The organism is Shewanella sp. Shew256, assembly GCF_002196695.1.
Classification (GTDB): Bacteria; Pseudomonadota; Gammaproteobacteria; order Enterobacterales; family Shewanellaceae; genus Shewanella; species Shewanella mangrovisoli.
This window is the reverse complement of record NZ_NAJR01000016.1, coordinates 30,055-54,360: the sequence shown is the minus strand read 5'-3', so window position 1 is coordinate 54,360 and position 24,306 is coordinate 30,055. Positions and strand designations below refer to the sequence as shown.

The 24,306-nt window shown below is 45.6% G+C and carries 24 protein-coding genes; 16 read left to right on the top strand and 8 right to left on the bottom strand.

Features of this window, described 5'->3' with window-relative positions; genetic code table 11:
• From B5P39_RS20950 to B5P39_RS20880, 15 genes are all read left to right on the top strand, one after another.
• A complete protein-coding gene (locus B5P39_RS20950) occupies window positions 1-720 on the top strand; it encodes a hypothetical protein (RefSeq protein WP_011711602.1) in 720 nt (239 codons plus the stop codon).
• A complete protein-coding gene (gene mobH / locus B5P39_RS20945; protein ID WP_011711601.1) occupies window positions 720-3,545 on the top strand; it encodes a MobH family relaxase in 2,826 nt (941 codons plus the stop codon). Before B5P39_RS20950 ends, mobH begins: the two co-directional genes overlap by 1 nt.
• Window positions 3,538-5,412 carry a conjugative transfer system coupling protein TraD gene (gene traD, locus B5P39_RS20940; RefSeq protein WP_011711600.1) on the top strand — a complete coding sequence of 625 codons (1,875 nt, stop codon included), beginning with the start codon at window positions 3,538-3,540 and terminating at the stop codon, window positions 5,410-5,412. Before mobH ends, traD begins: the two co-directional genes overlap by 8 nt.
• 12 nt (window positions 5,413-5,424) lie before the next feature.
• A complete protein-coding gene (locus B5P39_RS20935; RefSeq protein WP_011711599.1) occupies window positions 5,425-6,060 on the top strand; it encodes a DUF4400 domain-containing protein in 636 nt (211 codons plus the stop codon).
• A gap of 114 nt (window positions 6,061-6,174) precedes the next feature.
• A complete protein-coding gene (locus B5P39_RS20930) occupies window positions 6,175-6,573 on the top strand; it encodes a hypothetical protein (protein ID WP_083848304.1) in 399 nt (132 codons plus the stop codon).
• Between the two features lie 71 nt (window positions 6,574-6,644).
• Window positions 6,645-6,929 carry a type IV conjugative transfer system protein TraL gene (locus B5P39_RS20925; protein ID WP_011711597.1) on the top strand — a complete coding sequence of 95 codons (285 nt, stop codon included), beginning with the start codon at window positions 6,645-6,647 and terminating at the stop codon, window positions 6,927-6,929.
• A gap of 9 nt (window positions 6,930-6,938) precedes the next feature.
• Window positions 6,939-7,595, top strand: a complete 657-nt coding sequence (locus B5P39_RS20920; protein ID WP_011711596.1) for a TraE/TraK family type IV conjugative transfer system protein — start codon at window positions 6,939-6,941, stop codon at window positions 7,593-7,595.
• Between the two features lie 5 nt (window positions 7,596-7,600).
• The gene (locus B5P39_RS20915) at window positions 7,601-8,860 is read left to right on the top strand and encodes a type-F conjugative transfer system secretin TraK (RefSeq protein WP_041413324.1); all 1,260 of its coding nucleotides are present in this window, start codon (window positions 7,601-7,603) and stop codon (window positions 8,858-8,860) included.
• A gap of 1 nt (window position 8,861) precedes the next feature.
• Window positions 8,862-10,220 (top strand): TraB/VirB10 family protein, encoded by a 1,359-nt coding sequence (locus B5P39_RS20910; protein WP_011711594.1) that lies wholly within the window; start codon window positions 8,862-8,864, stop codon window positions 10,218-10,220.
• Window positions 10,221-10,223: 3 nt separating this feature from the next.
• A complete protein-coding gene (locus B5P39_RS20905; RefSeq protein ID WP_011711593.1) occupies window positions 10,224-10,766 on the top strand; it encodes a hypothetical protein in 543 nt (180 codons plus the stop codon).
• Between the two features lie 6 nt (window positions 10,767-10,772).
• Window positions 10,773-11,036 (top strand): hypothetical protein, encoded by a 264-nt coding sequence (locus tag B5P39_RS20900; RefSeq protein WP_037426906.1) that lies wholly within the window; start codon window positions 10,773-10,775, stop codon window positions 11,034-11,036.
• Between the two features lie 9 nt (window positions 11,037-11,045).
• Window positions 11,046-11,348 (top strand): hypothetical protein, encoded by a 303-nt coding sequence (locus tag B5P39_RS20895; protein WP_011711591.1) that lies wholly within the window; start codon window positions 11,046-11,048, stop codon window positions 11,346-11,348.
• 19 nt (window positions 11,349-11,367) lie between these two features.
• A complete protein-coding gene (locus B5P39_RS20890) occupies window positions 11,368-11,637 on the top strand; it encodes a hypothetical protein (RefSeq protein ID WP_037426904.1) in 270 nt (89 codons plus the stop codon).
• A gap of 407 nt (window positions 11,638-12,044) precedes the next feature.
• On the top strand, window positions 12,045-12,533 hold the full coding sequence (locus B5P39_RS20885; protein ID WP_011711582.1) for a mobile mystery protein A: 489 nt from the start codon (window positions 12,045-12,047) through the stop codon (window positions 12,531-12,533).
• Window positions 12,530-13,141: a mobile mystery protein B gene (locus B5P39_RS20880; RefSeq protein WP_011711581.1), complete on the top strand. Its 612-nt coding sequence runs from the start codon at window positions 12,530-12,532 to the stop codon at window positions 13,139-13,141. The genes B5P39_RS20885 and B5P39_RS20880 overlap by 4 nt, the downstream gene beginning before the upstream one ends.
• Before the next feature lie 328 nt (window positions 13,142-13,469).
• On the opposite strand, the gene B5P39_RS20875 is transcribed toward B5P39_RS20880, so the two are convergent.
• From B5P39_RS20875 to B5P39_RS20845, 7 genes are all read right to left on the bottom strand, one after another.
• Window positions 13,470-16,583 carry an HsdR family type I site-specific deoxyribonuclease gene (locus tag B5P39_RS20875; RefSeq protein WP_088212832.1) on the bottom strand — a complete coding sequence of 1,038 codons (3,114 nt, stop codon included), beginning with the start codon at window positions 16,581-16,583 and terminating at the stop codon, window positions 13,470-13,472.
• A complete protein-coding gene (locus tag B5P39_RS20870; RefSeq protein ID WP_088212831.1) occupies window positions 16,580-17,869 on the bottom strand; it encodes an anticodon nuclease in 1,290 nt (429 codons plus the stop codon). The genes B5P39_RS20875 and B5P39_RS20870 overlap by 4 nt, the downstream gene beginning before the upstream one ends.
• Before the next feature lies 1 nt (window position 17,870).
• On the bottom strand, window positions 17,871-19,145 hold the full coding sequence (locus B5P39_RS20865; RefSeq protein WP_088212830.1) for a restriction endonuclease subunit S: 1,275 nt from the start codon (window positions 19,143-19,145) through the stop codon (window positions 17,871-17,873).
• A complete protein-coding gene (locus B5P39_RS20860; protein WP_088212829.1) occupies window positions 19,142-20,701 on the bottom strand; it encodes a type I restriction-modification system subunit M in 1,560 nt (519 codons plus the stop codon). The genes B5P39_RS20865 and B5P39_RS20860 overlap by 4 nt, the downstream gene beginning before the upstream one ends.
• A 55-nt stretch (window positions 20,702-20,756) precedes the next feature.
• A complete protein-coding gene (locus B5P39_RS20855; protein ID WP_088212828.1) occupies window positions 20,757-21,251 on the bottom strand; it encodes a PIN domain-containing protein in 495 nt (164 codons plus the stop codon).
• Window positions 21,232-22,335: a helix-turn-helix domain-containing protein gene (locus B5P39_RS20850; protein ID WP_088212827.1), complete on the bottom strand. Its 1,104-nt coding sequence runs from the start codon at window positions 22,333-22,335 to the stop codon at window positions 21,232-21,234. Before B5P39_RS20850 ends, B5P39_RS20855 begins: the two co-directional genes overlap by 20 nt.
• Before the next feature lie 164 nt (window positions 22,336-22,499).
• Window positions 22,500-23,093, bottom strand: a complete 594-nt coding sequence (locus B5P39_RS20845; protein ID WP_012588474.1) for a tyrosine-type recombinase/integrase — start codon at window positions 23,091-23,093, stop codon at window positions 22,500-22,502.
• 330 nt (window positions 23,094-23,423) lie between these two features.
• On the opposite strand from B5P39_RS20845, the gene B5P39_RS20835 reads away from it, so the two are divergent.
• Window positions 23,424-23,735, top strand: coding sequence for a helix-turn-helix domain-containing protein (locus B5P39_RS20835; RefSeq protein WP_011711574.1), 312 nt, complete (start codon window positions 23,424-23,426; stop codon window positions 23,733-23,735).
• A gap of 105 nt (window positions 23,736-23,840) precedes the next feature.
• On the opposite strand, the gene tnpA is transcribed toward B5P39_RS20835, so the two are convergent.
• Window positions 23,841-24,269 carry an IS200/IS605 family transposase gene (gene tnpA / locus B5P39_RS20830; protein WP_011711573.1) on the bottom strand — a complete coding sequence of 143 codons (429 nt, stop codon included), beginning with the start codon at window positions 24,267-24,269 and terminating at the stop codon, window positions 23,841-23,843.
• Between the last annotated feature and the right edge of the window lie 37 nt (window positions 24,270-24,306).

Sequence of the window (24,306 nt, the reverse complement as noted above, 5' to 3'; positions counted from 1 at the left end):
ATGAGTCAGACCAACGAGAACCCACAAGTTGCATCAAAGCGTACTCAGAAACCATCTGCAGTTCGTCAAGTTCAGCAGCGTAAATTCATTCTGAAGGAAATGGATTTCAAGAGCAGCGCCATCCAGCAGCTGTTTAGCAATGATGCTCGTCAGCAGAATATCAAATACAGCATTGCCCGTATCGCTGGTCTATTTGTGTTGACGTCTAACAACAAAGAAATCCGTGACCGTTTAGATGCGTGGTTTGTAGCTGAGCAAGAAGAAGCTGTTCGTCGCAGCACCCTTCTCAACACAATCCACAACAATGAGTTGTCTACCTCGCTTGGCAACAATGCCGATTTTGACGTGGTGACACCAGAATCGTTCAGAGTGACGTTCCAAATCGAGCACCCAATCTACTGGCGTGTAATCGACGTAATTTCCCAGATTGATGAATCTATCGCAGCTATTGAAAACCTCTGGTTAGCTGGCGTGATTTCTGAGTCAGTCAGCAACAATAGTCGCGGCATTGCGATGAACACCATGACTCGTTTCTTTGGTCGCATGAGAACTGTAGCTACAGATTCAGCTGACCGTAAGGGCGGAATTTATTCGTTAGACGCTTACAACAAAATCATGCAAACCATCACCCGCAACAATCCAGATGACCAGTCAGCCAATGACGACTCAGGGGCTGAAGAAATTGAGCAGGATTCCGGAAACCTGGTAGTGAACGCATAATGAAGAAAATAGCCAAGCTAGTTAGTTTGGCTGTTCGATCCTTCTTACTGGATGGCAAAACCCCAGATAAGAATGCGGTACGGATGGCTTTTGGTGGGATTGAAACTAAAGCGGTCAGCGAAGAGTTGGCAGAGACTTTCTACCCTCCCGTAGCTGACGGTGTAGCAGTCGTGAATCAAGCGAGAATCATTAAATCCAATAATGACCTAATCGATATGTCGATTCGTGAACTGGGTTTGACTGATATTCACCGTGACACGTTCAATCCTGCCAACCTATCTGAATACAATCAAGTCTATAACGCACAGACATTGGTTAGGGATGTGGTAGCGAATTTCCTTTCTTACGCTCACTTACTCCCAGCCTCAGAAAACCATCATCACGCAGCTGTTGGTGGTTTAGCACGTCACAGTCTTGAGGTGGCTCTGTTCTCCCTGCGTCACATGGCGTCGGTTGATATTAGAGAGACCAAATTTACCGACGAATTGCACGGAAAGAAAATCCGTTGGCAATATGCGGCGTGGGTAATCGGGTTAGTGCATGACATCGGTAAAGCGCTGCATGATATGACCGTGCAGGCCGATGATTCAGTCTGGAACCCACAACTCGAAAATATCTATGATTGGTCAGGGCGCAACCAAGTATCCCGTTATCAAGTGACGTGGAACTATGCAGACCGTCACGGCAAGCACATTGGGCTTGCATCATCCATGCTCAACACGGTACTGACCAAGGCAGCTAAGCAGTATTTGTTTGGCACTCAAGATGACCTTCAGGTCGCCATCTATGAAACCTTATCAGGCAGTATCGAAGTTAATAACTCACTGCGAGACAGTCTAAAAAAAGGCGAAGCGCGTTCCGTCCACAAAGACATGATGTGGCAATGGGACAGATTAACCGGTGCTCGCAAGATGCCACTGGAAGCAGCGTTTATTAAGCGCTTACAAATGATGCGTCGCGGCTGGAAGGTAAACGAAGAGAAAGCCGATATTTGGTGCCTGGGCGCCGAAGATGTGTACGTGTCTTACCCAGCAAGTTTCAACAAGGTGATGTCATCGCTCAAGGAAGATGGCTTTAACGTCCCAATGCAAGTCGGAAAAATGCTTGAGATGCTGGTAGAGCGTCAGCTATTTGAACCGCTGTTTGAGGATTACACCAGTGGCCACTTGCACCCTGTTACGAATCCAGAATGGACGGCAGGGCCAATCAAAGTCGTTAAGCCAAAATGGGCAGGCATCGTTTATGGCGAGGATATTCCGCAACGCGGCATTCATGGAAAAATCTCATTAACCCGTGACGATTCGCTGTTAATCCATTACGCCGATACGGGGCTAATCACCCTGACAGATACCCGTGAGCCAGACCCGCAAACTCCGGCTAACAACACGGCTGCACCAACCCAACCCGCTCCTGCGCCAACCCCTACTCCTGCGGTAGCACCGGTACAGCAGAATGGGTCGCAAACAAATCAAAGTAAGGCTCAGACAAAGAAACCGAAGAAGCAATCAGCTCGAGCGAGCACCAACACTCCGGCACCAGCACCAGCACCAGCAACAACGCCAAGTGAGCCAGCGCCAGAGAAATCGCAAGTCGAAACTCAGGTAGAGCCAGAACAATCCAATACCAGAGCTCCGGCGCCAGACACCAAGGGTATCGTGTTTAAGAACATGAATGACACTCCGATAGTCAGTGAGCCAGCGGAGGCGGCAGTAGAGATAACTGAGCCAATAGCTCAAGAAATGCCTGTAGAAGTGTCGAAGGAAAAGACCTGTATTGAGCTTTTAATCGAATACCTGTTAACGGCTAACAACACACTACACCGAGCAAAGCTGGATGGTGACGTGCTGACATTGAATGCCAGCCTATTCGAAGAAATTGACCAGCAAATGAGAGGGCTTGGTTTTGCCGAGGGCGCCGTGCTGAAGGATTTGATGGATAACAAGTTACTTATTCCAGACCCTAAAGCGCCGCGTAAAGTTATTCATGTCGTTAACAAACAAAAGTTCTACCAGCTGAAGCTAGCCGACGTTCTTGCCAAGCCAGTGGGTGACATGCTGACTGAGCTTCAAGCTAAGGCCGATGAACGCAAAGCTAGAAAGCAAAAGAATAAAGCCCTAACCACCGAAGTCATTACAGAGCCGAATAGCCTGCCCACGCAGGAGTCGTCTATCAAAGATGTGATAGATGGCCCGAAGACAGAAGTCCCGGAGCAAGAATTATCTCCGTTAATGCCTAACGAAGTACCACCAGAATCAAGCTGTCATAGCCTAATGGCAGAAGTCCCGGAGCAAGATTTATCTTCATTAATGACTGACGAACTTCCACCGTTGTCCGAGTACGCGCGGGAGATGTCTTTGGCCACGCCGGAGAATGAGCTGCCATGGTTTACGCCGGAAGAGCAATCGATGTTAACGACTGACATGGAACCTACCGTCCCCGTCGCTGAAGCGGCCATTGAAACTGCCGTTGAGCCCGCCACCACGTCTGCGAGCTTTACCCCTCCTGCCGAGCAGGTATCGACACTTTCACAGCTAAAAGTCGCCACGGGTAACAAGTCTCCGAAGGAAAAGAGCAAGTACCCGCCTGAGTTGCAAGTGTTCATTGGTTGGGCGATGGCTCGCGCAGGCAAGTCCGGTATAGACCTCCGCCCTGGGGTGATCCGAATCCAAAGTTTCGCGTTAACCACTTACGAGCAAGAAGTAGGGTTAGCAAAAAAAGAGGCGACTAGCCTCAAGCGCACAGCAGGCGACAACGCCTCAATTGCGACAGACAGTAACCAAGTTGCATGGATGGTATTTGAGACAGTGGGAATAGAGCATGAGTAAAAGCATCGAGACTAACGGCTTATTCATGGAGAACATGTATAGGCCGATTTATGAAATCCAATCCAGTTATGCTTGGGCTGGAGCCTCCTTGTTCACGGCAGGCTCGTGGGTATACCACGGGGTAAGTGGACACGATGTATCGATGGTCGCAGTTTCGGTTATAGCGGCCACAGCAGGTATGTCGGTTAAGCGCTTAAAAGAAGCCTTACCGCAAATACGTCGCCAGATTAAGTTGGTATATAACTATCAATACCTCATTGAATCTAGCGCTTTGTGGGAGCTGAGCAAAACCCAGAGGGATAAGGCCTTCTTTGGTCGCGGCTTTGAGTGGACGATCACCGAAGCAAACCGAGCTTATCAGCTGGTGGGTAAACGCCCAGAACACGCTAAGGGTTTCTTGCCTTGGGCAGTGCGAAGAGCACTGAAGAAAGTCGAAGCAGATACCGAGAAATTAGAAGGTCGGCCGTGGATTCAGGGGTGTGGTGACGAGCAGGATTTGTGGCTGGATGCGTCGCTATTCTGGTCTCACAGTTTCTACACCGGATTACCAGGTGCGGGTAAAACAACGATGTTAACGCTTAACAGTGTTGGCGCCCTTTACCGTGGTAACTCTGTATTAGTGTTAGACCCTAAGAACGATCCAAACTGGAAGAACAGATTACGCGCAGAAGCGAAGCGTTTAGGCGTCCCGTTTTATTACTTCAACATTGCTGAGCCAAGTCAGTCGGTGCGTATCGACCCACTGGTGAACTTTACAGTGACGACCGAGATTGCATCGCGCTTAGCTAACGTCCTAGAAAAAGGTTCAGGAAGCTCTGAGGGTTTTCGCTCCTATGCCTGGGACTCATTCTACGTCACGGCTGAAGCATTACGTTTTATCGGTAAGCGACCATCAATCAAGATGGTCGCTGATTACATGCTAAACCGCAAAAGCGAATTAGCCCTAGCAGCCTTAAGCAAGATTATGACTATGCATTACGGGCCAGATTGGTACGCGAACATGGCGACCCAAATTGCCGAGGAAGGCCGCGGCAGTTTGCTACAGGGTTTAATCATGCGCTACCAACAGGTGTTAATCCCTGACGACAAAGGTGAAGACGCGGTATCGAGTTTTATTGGTTTCTTAACGCACGACCAATCTCACCAAAGTAAGATGTTAGCGACCACCAAGCCGATGTTAACCCAGTTAACCGCTGCGCCGCTGGACAAGATGTTAAGCCCTGACCCGAATGATACGGAAGACGAGCGTCCTATTATCGACATCAAGAAATTCATTGATACGGGCGGCGTGTTGTACATCGCCACCGATTCATCGGGTAATCCTGCAATTTCAGCAGCTACATCGAAACTCATTATGGAGGATACCTGCGCGGCAGCTGCTTCACGTTACAACTACGAAGGCGGAAAAGGGGTGCGTGTGTCGGTGTTTGGTGACGAAATCCACTCTGCACTCTCCGACGGCCTAATTAACTTAGCAGCGATGGGTCGTGGTGCAGGCTTTGAATTGCACCTATCTACGCAGGGTGTTCCCGATTTGATTGATAAAGCCGGTGAAGCAGTAGCGAGCCGGGTCCTGTCTTTAACCGCTAACTGGTTCTGTCTGCGAGCTCGAGATGATATCACCAGGGAGCGATTTGCGGCGCTACTCCCGGAGTATCCAATTAAGTCAAAGCAATGGCAGTTAAGCTCTAACACCGATTCGACCAGTAAGCTCCATAACTTCTCGGGCTCGGTGGGTGAGCGGATTATGGAAGCTGACAAGCCAGCGTACCCTCTTTCATTGATGTCGGAATTACCTAAGTTGCAGTACGTCGCACGTCTGGCCAACGGTAAGACCTATCAATGTCGTATTCCGATTTTACTGTAGTGAGTGTTGATTATGGACGATGTAGTTGAGAGTAAGACCCTGCACGGCAGGTTGATTTTAGCGGCTGGGGCATTAATCAGTATTTATGTACTGATTTTCATGCAGCCCCAAGAGCATAACGAGATGTTACGAAAGGAAATCTCAAATATCGAAAAGGCCATTAGCACTGAGGCGACAAAGGTTGTGGTGTTCAGGGCGAAGAGTTGGTACGAAGCGACGATGGTGGAATCTGGTTTAGCCGCGTTCATCGACCAGTATCACCAAGACACTGGCTTAAAGGGGGACCAGTTGTGGCGTACACCGCTTACACGGATTGCTCAAAACATCAAAACCATTTGGTATCAGTGTTTACTGAGAGTATCCCTGCTGATTTTCTGGTTCTGGATGGCCATTGGTTTGATAGCCGCGTCAGCGGTTGACGGATTGATGCAGCGGAAAATTAAGCAGCATGAGTTTACGGCGCCTTCGACGGGTTACTTCAGGGTAGCGCTCTGGTCAGGGATATTGGTCGCAATTCTGTTAGAGCTTTACTGCATTACCCCTGCGTTAATCTCCAATGAGATATTCCCGCTATTTCCACTATTCGCCGCAGTCATTATCGGTTGGTTGTTGAAAACCACCTTGGCTAACAGCGCGAAGAACATGTAACCCCCTCTTCCGTGTGTCATCTTTAATATAGATAGCACGCGCCATACAAATAACGTGTTGACAGTAACAAGCAAACAGTTAAAATTTGACCGTCACATTTAACGGAGATCCACAATGAACCAAAGCGCTAAAACCGAAAAGAAAGGACTGATCCAGCAGTTTAAAGAAGCCCCTGTTGCCGTAAGAGCGTTTTTCGCACTTATCGTTGTCGCGGTAGCTTGCTCATTGCTGTTTGCTGGAGAAGCAAGTGCGGTATCAGCATCTGGCGCGACCCTACACACATTCTTCGACCAAATGTGGGACGAGGTAAAGGGTTTAATGACGGGTGCGCCTGCTAAGGCAATCATGGGTTTGTCGATTTTAGGCACTATCGCATTCTCAATGATTAAACCAAACCTAATTGGTTTCTTAGCATCTGTAGTCATAATTCTGGTACTGGCTAACGCGCCTACAACTATCGACGGCAGTTTAACTGTAACCGTAGAAGCGCTGAAAGCTGGCCTAGTTCACTAATAGCGACAATTTTTGCGGTATCAAGGAAGGGTGCAATCTTATATGCACCCTTTTTTTTCAAGGGGTGAGACATGAGTGAAGCGAGATTTCCTAAGCGTTGTAACGGCGCTATCAAAGTTGGAACTATCCACTGGGACTCAATCAAGCTGGCGGTGATTGTGATGGTTTTTGGTCTTGCATCAGGTCACATCAACTTAGGCATTATCGCGGCAATTACCAGCATGGCCGTAGTAGAAACACTGTTTAAAAAGTTTGGGCGTGGCGTATTAAAGCATCTGTTATGGGTAAACGGTTTGTGGATTTCCAAAGGGCCGGAAACCCTCATGTCACCAGCCATTCGTCGATTAATTAAGTAAGAGGTCAACATGCTTTGGAAATCGAAGATTAAAGAGAGTTACGACAATCTCAATATCTCTAACAAAAACATAGGTCGTTCTAATCTGGCACTAAGCATTAGCGTGGTACTTTTGCTGTTCATGGTGATGACCAAGCAGACCGAAGTCATTGTCATGCCAAACGACTTTAAAGAGCCGATTGTCATGAACGGCAATAGCGTGACTCAAGAATTCAAAATCCAATGGGGCCTGATGATTGCAACCATTATCGGCAACATCACCCCCAAGAATGCTAAGTTCGTCATCGACAGGGTGACCAAGATGATCCCGTTAGAACTTAACCCCGATGAAGCGGAAGCGACGATGGCCGCAGCTATCGAAGAAATGGCGCTTAGGGGTGTTAGTCAGAAGTTTGTCCCGTCTGACGCGATTTATTCATCTGTCACAGATTACGTATGGGTTGTGGGTGAACAAACCACAATCTCATTAAAAACAGGCGCAGCTGATACTACTGCGTACACCTTTGAATTAAAAATCGGGATCCGAAACGGCAATCCCATGATTCTGGATATTCAACAATATCCAGCTGCTGTTAACCCTGCTCAACGTGAGCGTGAAATTCTCCAAGGTAAAAACGCAACAACGGCCTTGGATAAAGACAGTGTGATTAAAATCGAGTCACGGTGAGACCTATGAATAAAAGACCCCTTTCAACTGCAATCCTTCTTTCATTAATGATCGCTCCTGCTTTTGCGGCTGACGATGACATTTATTCGTTACCGACTGAATCGGTGAATCCGCAACGAGTACCTGTTTTGGGTACTGATTTCAATCAAGCAGAAGAAAAGCTACAGGCTGAATTAAACAGCCCTTATGCGAATCAACCTCTGTCCATCGATACGAGCAAAGAAATTGGTACCCAAACTGCATTATCGGTTTCGCCCAATGAACAAGTGCTCTATCAACAGCCAGTGACCCAGCCGCCATCGCAGCAACCGATGCAACAAGCAGATCATCAACAAGTCCCCACTTACGGCGGCGCGAGCCCTGTTAATCCGACGGCGATCTCCCCTGCCAATGCCGGAGAAGTCATTAGCCGTCGTGATGACTCAATGGACTACTTACGCAAGCAGTACAAAAGCCATCAAGTGATTGCATTGAAAGCCGGTGGCACAACGACATTGCCAATTTCGCTGTCAACCACTAACCGAATCGCGACCTCTTTCAAAAACGCCAAAATAACCACGTCAGTACCGAGTGATGCGGCGCTGGTTTACGGTGAGCAAGGTTTTGTGTACGTCACACCTGGCGTTAACGCTGGCGCGATTGACTTGATAGTTGAAGAAGATGGCGCACCAGAGACCGCAGTATCACTCTACTTGGTGCCATTAAACGTCCCGCCAGTGCTCGTGGAGTTAACCGTTAGCTATAACGCGAGTCAACGCAATGCAGCTTTGCAAGCCGTGTCTATCTACAGCGAGAACGAAGCTAAGGAGCTGGAATCGGCAAAACAAGCAGAGCGTGAGCGTATTACTAATAACCAACCCGTCGCTGACAGCCATGTTGACGATGTAATGACATTACTGGAAGTTGTGGCTAAAGCCGAAGTTCCGGCAGGTTACGAACTGCTTGAAGGTGACACCATTCCGGCGGAAGTGCGTTACCCGTGCGATATTCGCCAAATGCTCCCCCTTTACCATGAAGTGAAACAACGCTTAATTGGCTCCAAATTGGTCGTTGACATCATGGAGGTCAGAAACGATGTCAATGGCTTACGTTCATTCCGCGACGAGGCCTGCATGGGGCCAGGTCGTGAAGATGTGATGGCCGTTGGTGTGTTAGATAAAGCGACATTAGGCCCAAGGGAAAGCACCGAAGTGTACATTCTGCGTGACCGCAGCTACTTCGAGCGCCAAATGAAAGTTCCACGTCGTAGTCGTGTAGGAGGTTAACATGCAAGCGTTACAGGATTTAAAAACCAAGTGGCTTGCGCTTCCATCGAATCAGCGCACTATCGCGTTAATCGTGATATTGGCAATACCTGCTTATCTTGTGGCTGAAGCCATTTTCCCTTCAGCGCCGAAAACCCCTGTCAGCTCAATCCCAGCCAGAGCGAAGCCTATGTTTATGAGTACCATGGGGAGCGAGCGCTTGGAGTCCACCCAGACTTCCGGCCAGCTCATAGCTATGCGAAAGAAAATTCAAGAGCGTGAAAAAGCGATTGATGCACAGTACACCGAGCAAAAAGCTAGTGAAAAGCGAATTCAGCAACAGGTCGATACCCTGCAAATGTCTCAGCTTGAATCACAAAAACGCCTCGAGACCATCGCGCATCAAATGCAAATGCTGGTTGAACAACAAAGCAAAAATGCCGCAACAGCTCGAGACAGTGTGAGCGCGAAAGGAGCTCGACCAGAAAATATCGCCCAGCAAGCACCTTCATTGCCAAGTACCGAGTTTAGCCTAGACCCAATGGCAAGCCTTAAGTCGAATGTCGCCATGACCCCGCCAGCGTCAAAGACTTTAACCATGAACCGTGGTGACGTGAGTTTAGGTAAGGCCGCTGCCACAGGTGATGAAGCAAATGTTGGTAATGCGTCAACAGCCAAAAACCAAGTCGCAGCCAAAGCAAAACAAGCGATTTCTCAAGAGAACACAGGTTCTATCAAGAAAACTGAAAAAGAGCCTGAGACATGGTTGTCAGCTGGCACAGTAATACCAACCGTCTTGCTTACGGGTCAACATGTACCTACCAGTTCATCGGCGCAATCAAACCCAGCTCCAGTGTTATTAAAAATCGTAGACGTTGGGGTGATGCCTAACGGTTTCACTATCGATCTAGTGGGTTGCACAGTGATTGGCGCGGCCCGTGGTAGTGCCAGTACCCGTCGTGTCGAAATCCGCGCTGAGAGTATCAGCTGTATCGACCAGAGAGGTCGTGCGATTGAACAGCCGTTCATTGCCGCAGTGCAAGGTCAAGACGGTCATAGCGGTATCCCAGCCAAGTTAGTAACACTCTACGGTGAAGTGGTGAAGCAATCCTTCTGGGCAGGCATCTATGGCACTGGCGCCCAAACCCTCACACAAGCCGCGACCAATCGAGTGTCTGGTGATGTGGTTTATGACGGCACCTATTTCAAAAACACGGCGACCAGCTCACTTGCTGGTGGCTCAAGTACCGCATTCGATAAGATTGCTGACTTCTACCTGCAGTTAGCCGACGAAGCCAGGCCGTATCTGGAAATGCACGGCGGCATTGAAGGTGTTGACCTCATTGTTCAACGCGGTGTTAGTCTCAAATATAAGGGTTAAGCAATGACAACCGAAAACGTAAATTCTGAAAAATTGGAACCGACTATCGGCGCTCTGGCTGAGCCAGAGCAAGCCGCTCCCGCTGAGGTTGCACAATCCGTCGCTGAGCCAACGCCAGCGACACCCGCGGCTCCGCAGGGCTTGTCCCCCGTCAAAATGATCATGGTGATGGCAGGCCTAGTGCTGCTATTTGGCGTGATGAAATTTGGCATGAGCTTCTTTGGCACGGGTGTAAGCGCCGAACAAACCAATACTCAATCCAAAATCGTAGTAGCAGATTTAGGTGAGATGTTTCAGCAATGGTCAAAGGAATCGGTTAACCAAGCGGATTTAAGCTCGGCGGCTCAAGAACTGGGACAGCTCTACTTTGACATGGGATACCTCGTCATAGATAGCAGTATGACGCTGCGCATTCCTGAAGAGTTCAAAATGGACATCCCAAGAGCAGAGGTGTTGCTCCGCATTAAGCAAATTCGTAGCGAATACCAAGACGAAGGCAAAGTACCGCCATCGCCACAGCAGCTGCTTCAGATGGCAGGGAATTAATTGTTTATGGCTGACATGGAAATCGCTCAAGCGTTGTTGGCAGCTAGTGAACAAAACCAGCTAGCCCAGATTATTGAGACTCACAATCTGGGTGAGCTCCCACACTCACTGCGATTAGCCATCAACATATTTGAGATTAACGCAGATAATATCCAGCAACACCCCGAGGCAGCGCAGTCCCTTCTGCGTTGCCCAATTCCAACGACATTTGGTGAGACTGAATCAATCAGGCGCACCATATTGTCACTGCTCACCCAAAAGCACAGTTAGGCAGGATGTATGGCCAGTAAGAAAGCAGCCAAAAAAATCACCGGCGATGACGAAAATGTTATGGGCTTACGCCAACAGCGTCCCATCCGTGTTCATTTACGTCGGCACTTTAGCGAGAGCAAATCAGAGTTAACTCGTGCCATTGAGCGGTCACAAGAGATCTATATAATCGCGCTTTGCTTAGGGGCGCTTGACTGCCTTTATTGGCAGGCTATGGGCTTAGGGGAAATAAAACTGGCCAAGGGCATTAGCCGCTTACTGGCTAAATCCTATCAACATCACCCAATACGGGTTAGCTCAACACCTATTTGACGTTATCAGCAAGGAAATCATGGACGTAGCAACATCTTTTATTCAACTTGACCAGCCTTTGTTTATGCCTGGGATCACCGGGACAACCAAGGCTTTATCAGCGTTAATAACTGACATCGATTGGCCAACCGGCGCGACATGTGCGATGCAGGAAGAGGACGGCGAAATCATTTTCTGGAAAGCGCCAGTGGAGATCGTCATGTCAGTGCGTGACGACGCGGAAAGCCGTGGGGCTCTGCCGTCACTTAGCTTCATTCATTTAGTGCTCAGCTGCGTGAGTAGAATATAGTTCCTCATACTGAGTATTAAAGTTTCATACTTAAATGGCAACGATCAGAGTACGCGCCATTTCTAAAACGTTTACGTCCCTACCTAAGCCAGCGTCTCTCAGGCGCTGTTTGGACAGAAATCATTCAGAGCAAAAGTCTGGATTGTGTACTTTCCCGAAACAATCCCCATTCTAAATCAACCTAAACCGTTCACTTCCCATTCTAGCGCTGCCGAAGACGTTTGCACTTCCAAGATGAATTTGACACGACCATTGTCCAGTAAACAGATAGCCAAATAAGTAATGTATTTTATAATCGATACACTCCCCCTTGCCGCGTATTAAAAAATAGATACAACAATCTTTATAATGTATGCGAAATTAGATACCATTATCACTGTAGTGTATTTAATTTGAGATACAAAATTATGAAAAAATCCGGTGTCTATGCCGTTGCACTCAAGCAAGTCAAAGCAAAAATCAGCGCTTTACTCGGTTTATCTGTGCCTAAACCGCCGAAAAATGGTTGGGTGCGCAGTATCCGTGAGGCCTTGGGGATGTCGGGCGCGCAATTAGGTGAACGTCTTAATCTCTCTCGTAATCAGGTCTCCATATTGGAGCGTAAAGAAGCTGATGAAACCATCACACTCAAACAACTTAAACAACTGGCGACCGGGCTCGATGCCGAACTGGTTTATGCGATTGTTCCGCGTCAGTCGATTGATGACATGATAGAAGCGCGCGCTATGGAGTTGGCCAAGCAGCGTTTGGCCATGAGCCACCAATCGATGTTTTTAGAAGCACAGCAGTTAACCTCAGAGCAACAACAGCAAGCGCTGGTTCAATTAGCCAATGAAATTAAAACGGGCAGCACCCGAGATTTGTGGAAAGTCAGTTTGCAGGAGAAATACCAATGAGTCTGTTTGTTGAACCAGAGGGTGCAACCCAACTAAATGCCGATGATGTTGCCGGGCTGAAATTTGATCACATCACGACTCGCGAAGAGCTTAATGAGCTTGAAAATGCCAACATACTACAAGGGTTGAGTTGGTTATCCACGACGCCTAAAACCAGCATGGATGACATTCTTTCTATGGCGTTTGTGGAAGAGTTGCATCAACGTTTGCTTGGTGATGTGTGGGAATGGGCCGGCAGCTACCGTCACCGAGAGTTGAACATTGGTGTCGATCCGCTGAATATCCGGCCAGATTTATACAACTTACTGGAAGACATCAAATGCTGGATTGAGTTTGAACACTATGACAGCCTAGAACTCTCGGCTCGGATACAGCACAGGTTAGTTAAAATTCATCCTTTTCCTAACGGCAACGGACGTCACTCGCGAGTGATGACGGACTACATACGAATGGTACTACTCAAACAAAAGCCTTTAGTTTGGTCCAATACAGATTTGGATAAACAAAGCCAAGAGCGGGGTGAGTACATTGCGAGCTTACGCCAAGCTGATGCCGGCGATTATGCGCCTTTAATTCAATATCTTCAGGCGAAAGGGAATGTGACTTAAACCAAGCGTTAAGAGCTAAATATACAATTACAGTGTGGATAGTTAAAACAGGCTGGAACGTCAGCCTCTTTTCTTTGTACAGAGAGCAAGCTCACCAAAACAACCCCCAACACCACAACGGCAATTCTAAGTAACTTTGGGACAGAAATCATTTAGTAGCTTTACTTATTAGCTCCATTTGTGGGCCAATGACCTATCCAGAAAATGCATAATAATTAAACTAATTTGAATATTCATATCTGCTATCTCGAAAAAAAACAGCACTAATTTAAAAATATCGAGCTCTTTTCATCAAGCATTAACTACGTGAAAAGAGCTCTTCATATCACTACAACTGCCCACCCACACCTTTGAATTTTTCAACAAATGCAGCAATTTTCTGAAAAACCGTTTGCTTCTGGGTTCGGTACTGTGGGTTCAATGGGCTAAGTTTGGGCAGCGCCTCATTAAGAGCAGTGCCATTTTCAGAGGCGTACTCACGTTTGAGTGATGATGCAATATAACGTTTGGCAGCATCGATATTGAGCTTTTCAGAGGCAATAATGGCATCGGCTTCGCGCTTCTGCTCCGCCTGGGCGAACTTGAAGAAGGCGTCGATAATGCTGGCTTTGTCATTGATCTCATCTAGGTTTGTCTGGTTAATAAAATCAACCACTAAGCTCTCTTTCGCTCTATTACCAAGGCTACCACGAATCATACGGCGAACTTCTTCAATCAAGCCTTCTTTGCTCTTGTTCTTCTTATTGTGATCAAAAATTAGTTCAAGAATGTAATCGAGGTTGATTTCTTGCGATTTAAGCAAATCAATTTCAAAGACCACATCGCCCCAGTCTACCGTTGACTTATCTTTGTCCTGACCTTCTTTATCGCGTCGCAACCAGTCACGGGTATCGTTGTAAGTAGAGCGATAATCTTGGATAGCACGTTCGCTCGGCATATCGATAGCTTGCATTGCCTCGATGTCAGCATCGTCCAGATAGTACTTTGACTTGAACTCTTCAACAGCTTGTTCATCACTGGTATCTAAGCTTTGCAGTGCCTTTAATCCTGCAAACTCATCGTAGTTTTGTAAAATATTTTCTGCTTTTAGGTATTCACCAAACAGCTTGGCAAACTCTTTTTTATCTTGTTCTTTTTCAATATTTTCTGGGTTTGGAAAGCGTTCTTGCAGCTCTTTGACGATATCAACAAAACCTCGACGCGCCTGCCCAGTAGCAATATCGTTAAAGCCTTCCATGTATTCTTTGTAGCTCTTCTCCAGCACCACGTTTTTGGTGTTTTTGTCACCAAACAAGGTGATGGCGTCAATGGTTGCCTGCTCTAAGTCCCGGAAGGTAACAATATTGCCAAAGGTCTTCGTTGCATCATAAATACGATTGGTGCGAGAAAACGCCTGCATCAAGCCGTGATAGCGCAAATTTTTGTCAACAAACAAGGTATTGAGCGTAGGCGCATCAAAGCCCGTTAAAAACATACCAACCACTATGAGCAGATCTATTTCTTGATTCTTCACGCGCTGGGCAAGGTCACGGTAGTAATTCTGAAAGCCATTACTGTCCACGCCATAGTTAGATTTAAACATGGCGTTGTAGTCAGTGATTGCGGCGCTCAAAAACTCCTTTGCGCTGCTGTTCATGGCACTGACTTCAAAGCTCTCATCTAAAATATCACCAATGGCGTCCTGCTCTTCATTGGCAGCAAATGAGAAGATAGTCGCTATGCGCAAAGGCTTACTTGTGGGTCCATTCTCAGCCTCGGCCTGCAATGTTTTGAAGGTTTCATAATAGGCTTTCGCCGCATCAACACTACTAACCGCAAACATGGCGTTAAACCCTTTGGCGCCAGAATAGGCTCGATGCGTTTTTTGGTTAAAATGGCTCAGAATATACTGCGAGATTTCACCAATGCGCATTGGATGCAAGAACGCTTTCTTATTCTCCGCCGCACTAAGCTTCTTATCATCCTGCTCAGTCTCAATGCTCTTAAATTGCGGACGAACATCGTTATAGTCCACTTTAAACTTGAGTACTTTTTCATCACGAATGGCATCAGTGATCACATAAGTGTGCAACTGCTGGCCAAACACGCTGCCCGTGGTTTCAGCACCCAAGGCGTTTTCAGGGAAAATTGGCGTACCGGTAAAACCAAACTGGTAGTACTTTTTGAATTTCTTCTTCAGGTTTTTCTGCGCTTCACCGAACTGGCTTCGATGACACTCATCAAAAATAAAGACAACCTGCTTATTGTAAATAGCTAAATCGCTTTCACTTTTGATTAAGTTGTTGAGCTTTTGGATGGTGGTAACAACAATCTTGTTATCGTCTTTATCCAGGTTGCTTTTTAGCCCAGCGGTACTGTCTGAACCGTTCACACTATCAGGCGAGAACCGCTGATACTCTTTCATGGTCTGATAGTCGAGGTCTTTTCTGTCCACCACAAAAAAGACTTTATCGATACAGTCTAAATCGGTGGCCAAACGTGCCGCTTTAAAGCTGGTGAGTGTTTTACCTGAACCGGTAGTGTGCCAAATGTACCCACCGCTCTCGGTGTTGCTCCAATTCTTAGCGTTAAATGCGCTCTTGATCTTCCATAAAATGCGCTCAGTGGCGGCAATCTGGTAGGGGCGCATTACAAGTAAGGTATTGCTGACGTCAAACACCGAGTAACGCAAGATCACTTCAAGCAAGGTCTCTTTCTGGAAAAAAGTGGCGGTAAAGTCTTTTAAATCCTTGATCAGCGTATTGTCTGACTTCGCCCAGTTCATCGTAAAGTCGAAGCTGTTTTTATCGCGCTTGGTGGTATTGGCAAAATAGCGCGTATCGGTGCCATTAGAGATCACAAATAGCTGCAAGAACTTGTACAACGAGTTCTCTGCATTAAAGCTTTCTTTACTGTAGCGATGTATTTGGTTAAACGCCTCACGGATCGCCACACCACGCTTTTTCAATTCAATTTGCACCAAAGGCAAACCATTGACCAAAATCGTCACATCGTAACGGTTGGCATGGCTTCCCGTTTGCTCAAACTGCTTAATGACCTGCACTTTGTTACGAGCAATGGTCTTCTTGTCGAATAGGTAGATATTTTCTATATGGCCATCATCGAAGACAAAGTCGAAGATATAGTCACTGTGCACCTTGCGAGTTTTATCAAGAATATTATCGCTTGGGGTGTTTAAGTATTGCTCGCAAAAGCGAGCCCACTCGGCATCAGTAAACTCGACCTTATTGAGGGCTTGTAATTGTTTACGCACATTCACCATCATGGCATCGGGTGTCGTTAGCGCGGGTAAATACTCATAGCCCTGGTTGTTTAGGTCCTGAATCAGTTCACGCTCTAAATCACCTTCGCTCTGGTAGCCCTCAGCAATTTGGTCTTGTCGTGTATATTTATCTAAAACAATAAAGTTATTCGATTCTGCAATACTTTTATAGTTGGTCATTGTAATTCCTGCTTCTTGAATCCATAAGTGTTTATTAAGTAACCAACCAAGGCTTCTAATTTATCCTTGTCTTTATCTTCTAGATCCGAGATCTCGTCGCCAGCATGAGCAGAGTGGCTGGATAAATTAAGGATTCTATTGGCGAATGGATCTGGCTTTCCGTCTTGAGATTTTTGAAGAAGTGCAGGCCAATAGTTATAACCTAGGAAAGTGGCCATTTTCTCAAGAACATTTCTCAGAAGACTAAAATGATACTTTCTGATTTGTCTGTCATTAATGGCTTTCTGAAGCTCATTTAGAAGGAATAAGTGATAAGAAAACGGCGAGTCTGTCGGTTGTTCAGGTAGTTCAAAATCACCATCAGCCAGCTTTTCTAATCGGTATTTTTGAAATTCCTTATTTGGCTTATAGATTGGTTTGAAAGTACCATCGGCCTGCTTTTGATAAGCCTTATTATTGAGCTCATTGCAGAGCACATTATAAAAAAGGGGACTATGCGTTGTTATGATAAATTTTAAGTCTGACGTACTAGACTTGATCAAACCTGCTAAATCAACCGCTAATTCAATTAAATGACTATCATCCAATGAACTCACTGGATCATCAATAAATACGTATTCTAAAGCATCAAACTTATCAGTAATTCTATTAGCAACATCTGGCTCATTAAGGGTGGAAACAACTTGTTGTAAAAGAGTGTACATAACACTCCATACAAAGTTACTTTCCTCACCTTTTGAAATTTTTATTACTTCGTATTTACCTTGAACGACATTTTCGACACCATCAGTCGCGGCAGTACCTGGCTCATAGTTGACAGGTTCATTTGCGGCTACTTGAAAAGTGACCTCAGAAAACGCAGGTATCGTTACTTCCTTTTCATCAATTTTAGCTTTGTATTTTTCATTGAATATTGGGGTAGCTTTGCTACCCGTATAACGTTGAAAGTTTGTAGCGATGTTGCCGTCTTCGCCCAACTCTTTTAACAAGTCTATCAACCAACCCGTAAAAGTATTTGGTTGTATTTTTAACTTTGGCCTTGAATCTACTTTTAAATCGTTATCCCAATAAAATAGGTCTTCCGTAAAGGCGTTGTAGTACAGAAACTTATCACGAGTTTTCTCACCATCTTCTTCACTATCATCGTTTTGTGTAGAAGGAGCTATTTCCTCCTTAAAGGCTCGTGATAAACGCGTTTTTCCTGTGCCATTAAAGGCATAGATCAACTGTACCTTTTTATTCTTGCTGATTAAGTCTTTAGCTATGCCCTTAAGTTCCTTACCCATATTAAGCTGCCGCCTCTTCAGTTTTAGGGAAGCTTAATAACAGATCACGATAATACTCGTATTGCTTTTGGCGGAGTTCTATTTCGCGGGGCAGACCTTCGGTGATTGAGTTGGTGAGAGCGTCGAATTTATCGAGGATTGTAGCTATTCGGTTCTGTTCTTCATGCGAAGGAATCGGAACAACAATCTTTGAAAAGTCGCTTTTATTTATGAGTGGCATTGTTCCTCCGCCCAACTCCCCTTGCCGACGCAGTGCCTCACGCATAGCAGTCAGAACGTGGAATAGGTAGCCGACTTGAACGCTATCATCGGTCAATGTAATTGCGTTGATTTGTTGATTGGGGATGCAGTCGTTAGCATTAATTACTGTCTTACCCATATCAGCGCCGATACACGTGACTAGCAATGAGCCACTAGGGAGCAGAACTTTTGACATCGAAGCTGCTCCTTCAGCTGATAAACGACGACTTGGAAATGCGATGTTTCGCATCCCGTTCTTGATATCGCTGGGGGTTACAAAATCAACATCATTACCCCATGCAGACTTATCTGACGACTTTGGAGTGCGGCCAGTCACGATGTGACCAATCTCCCCCAACGCCTTCCACTCAACGTCACCCTCTTCAAAACTTAACAACTGGTCGCGGTAGTAGTTGTATTGTTTTTTCCGCATGTTAAGCTCGGCGGTCAGCTCGGCGGTCAGCTCGGCGGTCATGGCGGTAAATGCGTCCAGAATGCGCACTATTTCCGCTTGTATTGCCAGCGATTTTTCTGGGTTATCTGGGCATGGGATGGGGATTTCTAGTTTGTCAATATTGTTTGCCTTTAGATACCCCTGACCCGAGTTGTTTTTTACTGCTTGAAAATGACTTTTCATCCTAGGTGAGTCAAAGAAATGCCAAAAATACCTACTCATAATGACAGTTTCATCTAACCGAATAAGGTACATATTTTGACCATAAAACGCTAAGTCTGATTCCTTTACAACAGCTACTTCACCAATTGTACCAATCATGCTTATTAAAAAATCACCAGCAAGAATCGGCCTATTACGAGATAATTCAATATAATCTTCGCGAGAAATAAACTTGGTTTTATCGAAACTTATATGGCCACCCTTAATATTTTTTGATGTGATGTATGGAATTGTCTCTCCTTCATTGAATTTTGGAGTTGCGGGCATGATCCAAAACTTATCTACCACCAATTGCTCTAACAGCTTCCACTCTACCTCAACCCCATCCAGCAGTTTCTCTAAATAGTTCAACTGACTCATGCCTCAAGCTCCTCACCTTCAATCTCTGCCACAATGGTGTCAATATCACTGCGAAGTTGAGTAATTTTAGCAACAGTGGTTTTAAGCTCGGCATTAAGCTCTGTAATATTCACTAGCTCGCGGTTGTCTTTAGCTTCCACATAACTGCTCACCGATAGGTTGTAGCTGTTGCCTGTGATAACATCCAAATCAACCGATTTAGCAAAATGCTCCACATTCTCTTTGCTGGCAAACACCTTCATGATGTCTGCGATATGCTGGTCAGTCAGCACGTTGTTATTGGTTTCTTTTTTAAACAGGCCGCTAGCGTCTATAAACTGGGTGGTGGTATCGGCTTTATGTTTAGACAGCACCAAAATATTCACGGCAATGGTGGTGCCAAAAAACAGGTTAGGAGCCAGTGAAATAACGGTTTCAACGTAGTTGTTATCTACTAGGTACTGGCGAATTTTTTGCTCAGCACCACCACGGTAAAAAATACCAGGGAAGCAGACAATGGCTGCACGACCTTTGCTTGATAGGTAACTTAGCGCATGCAGAACAAAGGCAAAGTCGGCTTTTGATTTGGGCGCAAGCACACCAGCGGGCGCAAAGCGGTCATCGTTGATTAGGGTTGGGTCATCGCTACCAATCCATTTCACTGAATAAGGCGGGTTAGAGACGATGGCATCAAACGGTTTGTCATCTAAAAAGTGTGGTTCGGTTAAGGTATCACCCAACTGAATATTAAACTTGTCGTAGTTAATGTTGTGCAAAAACATATTCATACGCGCCAAGTTGTAGGTGGTGTGGTTGAGCTCTTGACCAAAAAAACCATCTTCAATGATATGCGCATCGAAGTGCTTTTTGGCTTGTAACAGTAACGAGCCCGAACCCGCCGCAGGGTCATAGATTTTATTGACACTGGTCTGGCCGTGCATGGCGAGCTGCGCGATCAATTTTGAAACGTGCTGAGGGGTGAAAAATTCGCCACCGGATTTACCCGCATTTGCCGCGTAGTTAGAAATCAGGAACTCGTAGGCATCACCGAATAAATCAATTTGGTTGTCTTCAAAATTACCGAAGGTTAAACCTGCCACGCCTTTTAACACGGCTGCTAGGCGTTTGTTTTTTGCCTCTACCGTATTACCCAAGCGATTACTGGTGGTATCAAAATCCGCAAACAAGCCTTTGATGTCTTTTTCTGAATCGAAGCCATTGGCTGAGTTTTCGATTGCAGCAAAAATAGCTGCCAAATCCGTATTTAAATTTTCGTTCTTGTGTGCATTGGCTGCCACATTGCTAAACAACTGGCTAGGGTAAAGAAAATAGCCTTTGGTTTTAATGGCATCTTCTTTAGCAAACTTGATGTTTTCATCATCGTCAGACATGGCAGCATAGTTAACACTCTCGTCGCCGCCTGTGATGTAGTTGACAAAGTTTTCACTGATAAAACGGTAGAACAGCGTACCCAGTACATATTGTTTAAAATCCCAACCATCCACTGAGCCTCTTACATCGTTGGCAATCGCCCATATTTGGCGTTGAAGTTCGGCACGTTGCTGTAAACTTGTCATTATTAGAATTCCTGATCGTTCTAAATTGCACTTTATGAGGGCAACCTATTAATTATTAATTTACTTGCTCTAGTTCTACTAAAGCTTGTTCTGCGATATGCCAAGGTAGACGCCTGCCATTGGCTTGCATCTGCTTATAGGCTGCTCGCGCTTGTTCGGTATTGATTTGCTGATGAACCACCAGTTGGCTTACTAGCCAAACTGTGCCTTTAACAATGGCAGCTTCTTTTTCTGCTGCTTTTCTCAGTGCCATATCACCAGTCAGTAAAGGACACTGTTCTTGCTTTGGTAAAGCAAGGGCAAAACAATCGTTTCGGCTCGCTTGGGTATAGGTCCCCGTTAGCTGCATGGCATACATCATTGATTCTGCAGAAACCTCTTTTAGCGCTAACCCTAAATCCAGAAGGTGGGGATGATCTTCTTCAAGTTCTTCAACAAAAAGAATATCTGGCGTTGCAAAGTCATAGGGCAACTGAAACATTGCTTCCAGTAAACCACCTTCTTCCATGTCAATGAGGATATTGGCATCACTAATTAGCAGCTGCTGCACGGCTAGCCTCCTGAGCTAACTGTGCTTGAGTCGGCACCTCCAACTTTCGTTCTTTACGAAAGCTAGAAACAGACATGCCAAGTAACTCTGCAGCTTTTGACTCCCCTATGTATTCTTCACCTAAAGCACGATATACCAACTGCTTATGTAGATAAGTCGACTCATGAGGGTATGCTTTTCCTGGCTCCTCCGTTCGCCAGCCATTTTTGCTAAACAGCATAAATAGGTTTTTCTGAGTCGCAGGCGTAATTATTCCACATTGGCCAGCTCGAAACAGTGCCGCTAGCATGCTAATACCGTATTCGTGCTTTAGCATCAGTAATTCACGCGGTTCAATATGACGGCGCTTTTCACCCAAGTGTTCAATAAGTGATTGGGTAGGTAAAAGAAATGCACCAGCAAAGGCATTACAAGCCTTCTCCTCATCAATCCCTTCAGCTAAACGACCATGCACGACTAAGTGCCCAAGTTCATGGGCCAAGGTGAAGCGCTGACGGTCACCACTTTGGGCGGTAGAGATCACCACTACAGGAGTGCTACCAATCTTGCCCGCTAAACCGTCAAACTTCTTACCTGTTTCCACATCCGTGGTAATAATCATCACGCCCTTAGCTTCGAGGGTATCGATCATATCGTGAATAGGGTTTAGCCCTAGCTCCCAAGCATGGCGCATTTGAATAGCTAAGTCTTCAACTTGTTCTATGCTAGTGATTTGTTCAGGAAGCTCATTTGGTAAAGTAAACTCAGGGATAGGCTTCACTGAGTCGGGATACAACTCTAAAAGCTCTTGCCAACGTTCAGCTTGTTCTAAAACATCGCCATTAATTCGGTCTAAAACTTTCTTTGGTGTACTAGCACGCTTGCGGTACTCTACGCCCTCTAGTTTCACCTTCGTTGGACGAAAGAAGTACTCAGTGCGCACATCGAGCGCTTTCGCGAGTTTTAGTAGGTTTGAAGAAGAAGGCATAGCCGTGCCATGTTCATACTTTTTAATGGCGTTAGCGGACAGTCCTACCTCGTTGGCTAATGCATTCATGGATAGCCCGGCAGCCTTACGGGCTCGTTCTAAGCGTTCTGCAAACATGGAATCCTCTCAAGCAATAGCTCGGTTTATAAAGTCATTAAAATTATTTTTAATATAAACCTTATAAATAAGATTTTCTATCTATTTTGCAGCGCAGGGTTCTCCATTTTGCTCATGCCTAACCTTACAACCTACCGATGTATATAGACTTATTACGGGTAACGTCAAAACTCTATATCTTCAGATATATTTAATGCATCTTCCATTTCTACCCCTAGATAGCGAATGGTACTATCCAACTTGACATGGCCTAGTAGTAGCTGCACGGCTCGTATGTTCTTTGTTCGAGCATAGATCAACGTTGCTTTTGTTCTTCGCATAGAGTGAGTTCCATACAGGTGAGAGTCATAGCCAAGTTGTGATGCCCAACGACGAATGATTGTTGAATAACAGCTATAACTCATTGGTCTGCCCGACTTTCGAGGACTTGGGAAAAGATAGTCTGAAATGGCTAATTGGCTGTGTATAAACCACTGGGTTAACGATTGTGCCGTGCGTGACGTGATTTCAAATTGTACCTCTCTACCCGTTTTACTTTGGCTATAAAGGACACGATTTTGGATAATACCACCTGACGAAATATCCCTTACTTTCATCCTGAGTAAATCACATGAGCGTAACTTGCAATCAATAGCGAGATTAAGTAACGCTAGCTCCATGATATTACCTTCGATTTCGAGTCTAGTGCGGATACGCCAGATATCCTCGAGCTTAAAGGGCTTTTTCTGCCCAGTTCGATGGCCTTTTTTCGTCCACATAACTGACCCCTAAATGACTTTAGAAATGTCCTTATTTATTTTAGCTTGAGATTGAGGTCAATGAGTTGAATAGATATGCAATTTAGGAAATTGTGACAGATTTGAAACTCAAAACTGTAGTGTATTTGGTCTAACTGATAATGGGGCATCCTCGAAATAAAGCCAACCCCATCTGTGTTAAGCCCCAACATTAGGATTGCCTCCATTTTATTCGACTCTGCCATTTATTGAACAACAAAAACTATAGTATTCTTTACCTTAGTTATTAGGAGGGAAGTGATGATGGTCTTACTTATATCATCAAAAGTGGTGAGTTAAGAGAGGTTCTATATGACTGATGTACGCTTAGATAGAATGCACAAACTGGCTCAGCGTTTAGCTAAAAATGGCACGATGGATCAGCTAACCATGCGAAAAATCGATGCGCTCGCACTCAGCGCAAAGCTAGATGAAATGACAGCAGAGCGAATAAAGAATCTAAGAGAGCGTGAGCACATTAGCCAAGGTGTCCTAGCTACGATTCTGAATATGAGCAACGAGAGCGTTCAAAAGTGGGAACAGGGAAAGTCTAAGCCACAGGGTGCCGCGCTAAGATTGCTTAATATGATTGATAAGAAAGGCATTGAGTGCGTGCTTTCTTAAGAGATACAAGCCGCAGACGGAACCGATAGGTTCCGTTTTAGCAATTTCGCCGTAAACCCTCGCCCGATGAGGGCGGGGATATAAGGCGTAAGACGCGATAGCGTCTTAATCTGGAGTCGATTGACTCTCTACATAGGCTTTTAATGTTTCAATTGTTGCACCGCCAGCAGTGCAAGCAAAGTATGAACGAGACCATAGAGCGGAGCTTTTACTCTGTCTCGTAAGGTGCGTATTTTGTCGTCGCAACATGCGAGATGAAACTGCTTTCAAGTTGTTAACCATTACGCTAATTGAAAGTTTCGGAGGGTATGAGATCAGTAAATGAATGTGATCCTGTTCTCCATCCATTTCTATCAATTCACATTCAAGTTTTACACAAGCTGACTCAAAAGCCTCTCTTAATTGCTCGATCATAACTCCCGTAAACAACTTGCGTCTGTATTTCGTTGTAAACACTAGATGAACAACCAACTTGCTCACGCTGTGCCTTTTTTTAAGGTAGTCTTGAAGTAATTCTTTGTTGCGTACACTCACTTTACAAGTTCCATCTAAGCCAATATTATAATGGTAT

Excerpts from the sequence above, each read along its gene's own strand:
- B5P39_RS20845 (WP_012588474.1), bottom strand. The coding sequence starts at position 23,093 with ATGTGGACGAAAAAAGGCCATCGAACTGGGCAGAAAAAGCCCTTTAAG.
- B5P39_RS20860 (WP_088212829.1), bottom strand. The coding sequence starts at position 20,701 with ATGACAAGTTTACAGCAACGTGCCGAACTTCAACGCCAAATATGGGCG.
- B5P39_RS20835 (WP_011711574.1), top strand. The coding sequence starts at position 23,424 with ATGACTGATGTACGCTTAGATAGAATGCACAAACTGGCTCAGCGTTTA.
- B5P39_RS20850 (WP_088212827.1), bottom strand. The coding sequence starts at position 22,335 with ATGTTTGCAGAACGCTTAGAACGAGCCCGTAAGGCTGCCGGGCTATCC.
- B5P39_RS20935 (WP_011711599.1), top strand. The coding sequence starts at position 5,425 with ATGGACGATGTAGTTGAGAGTAAGACCCTGCACGGCAGGTTGATTTTA.
- traD (WP_011711600.1), top strand. The coding sequence starts at position 3,538 with ATGAGTAAAAGCATCGAGACTAACGGCTTATTCATGGAGAACATGTAT.
- B5P39_RS20950 (WP_011711602.1), top strand. The coding sequence starts at position 1 with ATGAGTCAGACCAACGAGAACCCACAAGTTGCATCAAAGCGTACTCAG.
- B5P39_RS20910 (WP_011711594.1), top strand. The coding sequence starts at position 8,862 with ATGCAAGCGTTACAGGATTTAAAAACCAAGTGGCTTGCGCTTCCATCG.
- B5P39_RS20905 (WP_011711593.1), top strand. The coding sequence starts at position 10,224 with ATGACAACCGAAAACGTAAATTCTGAAAAATTGGAACCGACTATCGGC.
- B5P39_RS20900 (WP_037426906.1), top strand. The coding sequence starts at position 10,773 with ATGGCTGACATGGAAATCGCTCAAGCGTTGTTGGCAGCTAGTGAACAA.
- B5P39_RS20925 (WP_011711597.1), top strand. The coding sequence starts at position 6,645 with ATGAGTGAAGCGAGATTTCCTAAGCGTTGTAACGGCGCTATCAAAGTT.
- mobH (WP_011711601.1), top strand. The coding sequence starts at position 720 with ATGAAGAAAATAGCCAAGCTAGTTAGTTTGGCTGTTCGATCCTTCTTA.
- B5P39_RS20890 (WP_037426904.1), top strand. The coding sequence starts at position 11,368 with ATGGACGTAGCAACATCTTTTATTCAACTTGACCAGCCTTTGTTTATG.
- B5P39_RS20885 (WP_011711582.1), top strand. The coding sequence starts at position 12,045 with ATGAAAAAATCCGGTGTCTATGCCGTTGCACTCAAGCAAGTCAAAGCA.
- B5P39_RS20915 (WP_041413324.1), top strand. The coding sequence starts at position 7,601 with ATGAATAAAAGACCCCTTTCAACTGCAATCCTTCTTTCATTAATGATC.
- B5P39_RS20920 (WP_011711596.1), top strand. The coding sequence starts at position 6,939 with ATGCTTTGGAAATCGAAGATTAAAGAGAGTTACGACAATCTCAATATC.
- B5P39_RS20895 (WP_011711591.1), top strand. The coding sequence starts at position 11,046 with ATGGCCAGTAAGAAAGCAGCCAAAAAAATCACCGGCGATGACGAAAAT.
- B5P39_RS20875 (WP_088212832.1), bottom strand. The coding sequence starts at position 16,583 with ATGACCAACTATAAAAGTATTGCAGAATCGAATAACTTTATTGTTTTA.
- B5P39_RS20930 (WP_083848304.1), top strand. The coding sequence starts at position 6,175 with ATGAACCAAAGCGCTAAAACCGAAAAGAAAGGACTGATCCAGCAGTTT.
- B5P39_RS20870 (WP_088212831.1), bottom strand. The coding sequence starts at position 17,869 with ATGGGTAAGGAACTTAAGGGCATAGCTAAAGACTTAATCAGCAAGAAT.
- B5P39_RS20880 (WP_011711581.1), top strand. The coding sequence starts at position 12,530 with ATGAGTCTGTTTGTTGAACCAGAGGGTGCAACCCAACTAAATGCCGAT.
- B5P39_RS20865 (WP_088212830.1), bottom strand. The coding sequence starts at position 19,145 with ATGAGTCAGTTGAACTATTTAGAGAAACTGCTGGATGGGGTTGAGGTA.